Source organism: Burkholderia sp. AcTa6-5 (assembly GCF_017815075.1).
GTDB lineage: Bacteria > Pseudomonadota > Gammaproteobacteria > Burkholderiales > Burkholderiaceae > Burkholderia > Burkholderia sola.
In genome coordinates this window covers 1-1424 of the sequence record NZ_JAGIQE010000065.1, presented here as the reverse complement: position 1 = coordinate 1424, position 1424 = coordinate 1, and the positions used below count along the sequence as shown (strand labels likewise).

The 1424-nt window shown below is 60.5% G+C and carries 1 protein-coding gene; it reads left to right on the top strand.

Annotated elements, in window-relative coordinates; genetic code table 11:
* Positions 1-92 precede the first annotated feature (92 nt).
* On the top strand, positions 93-1415 hold the full coding sequence (locus J8I33_RS34205) for an IS4 family transposase (RefSeq protein ID WP_209939996.1): 1323 nt from the start codon (positions 93-95) through the stop codon (positions 1413-1415).
* Positions 1416-1424: the final 9 nt, after the last annotated feature.

Here is a 1424-nt window from a genome sequence, read left to right as displayed (position 1 = left end):
TAATGCCGTTCAGTTAAGCGACCGAAGGGCATTTTTGTTTTGTGGAAGGAGTGGTTGTAAACGTTGCGCTGAGATGTTAACTTTTCGGCGCGATGCTGACCGACCACCTGACCTTCATGCTGGATGCCGGCCCAACCGACCTGAGCCGGTTGGCGGAGCATCTGCCGCATGCCTGGATCGAGCAAGCCGTCGAAGCGACCGGCACGGCGAGCATTCGTCGCCGTCGTTTGCCCGCCGAACAGGTGGTTTGGCTGGTGATTGCGCTGGCGATCTATCGCCATTGGTCGGTCAGCGAAGTGGTGGACAGCCTGGAACTGGTGCTGCCCAACGAGGCTACCTTCGTCAGCAAGAGCGCCGTTACCCAAGCCCGGCAGCGCCTGGGCCAAGCCCCGATAGCTTGGTTGTTCGAGCAAACCGCGCAGGCGTGGTGCAAACAGGACGCTGCTCGCCATGGATTCAAAGGCCTCAGTCTATGGGCCATGGATGGCACCACGCTACGCACGCCGGACAGTGCCGCGAATCGGGAACATTTCGGGGCCCAAAGCTACGCCAGCGGTAAGGTGGCCAGCTACCCGCAGGTGCGTGCCGTCACGCTGACCTCGATCCCGACGCATCTGGTGGCGAACATCGCGTTTGGCCGCTACGACACCAACGAGATGATCTACGCCAAGAATCTGCTGGCGCAGATTCCCGACCATTCGCTCACGGTCTTCGACAAAGGCTTCCTGGCAGCCGAGATCCTGTGCGGCCTGAGCTCGGGCGAACGCAATCGCCACTTCCTCATTCCGGCAAAGTCCAATACGCGTTGGGAGGTGCTGTCCGGCAAACCGGAGGATGCACTGGTGCGCATGCGCGTGTCGCCTCAGGCTCGGCAGAAATGCCCCGATCTGCCGGAGTGGTGGACGGCGCGAGCGATCCGCACTCAGGATGCACGGGGGCGCGAGCGCGTACTGCTGACGTCCTTGACCGATCGGCGCCGCTTCAAGTTGGCCGACCTGGTTGCTTGCTACGAGCGGCGCTGGCAGATTGAAACCAGCTACCGCGAACTGAAGCAGTCCATGCTGGGTAGCGAACTGACACTACGCAGCCGAACCGTCGAGGGTATCTATCAGGAGATTTGGGGCGCCTTGATCGCCTACAACCTGATTCGTCGAGAAATGGCCTGCGCGGCCTTTGAAGCCAAGTGCGAACCGACCGAACTGAGCTTCGTTCGCTCGTTCCATCTGATCCAGCACGAGATGATGTGGGCTGCGCGCACACCTGCCTTCGCCAAGCTGCCCGCCGTCCTCAAGCGACTTCGCGAGCACCTCAAGCTGCTCATCAATGTAAAACGGCCCGATTGCAAATGCGATCGGGCCGTCAAGTCCCGTCCTGCTCGTTATGCTGTCCGGTTCCTCAGAAAGAACCTTAACTGAACGGCATTA

What these genes read in the sequence shown, in the direction of transcription:
- J8I33_RS34205 (WP_209939996.1), top strand. Translation starts at nt 93, where the DNA reads ATGCTGACCGACCACCTGACCTTCATGCTGGATGCCGGCCCAACCGAC.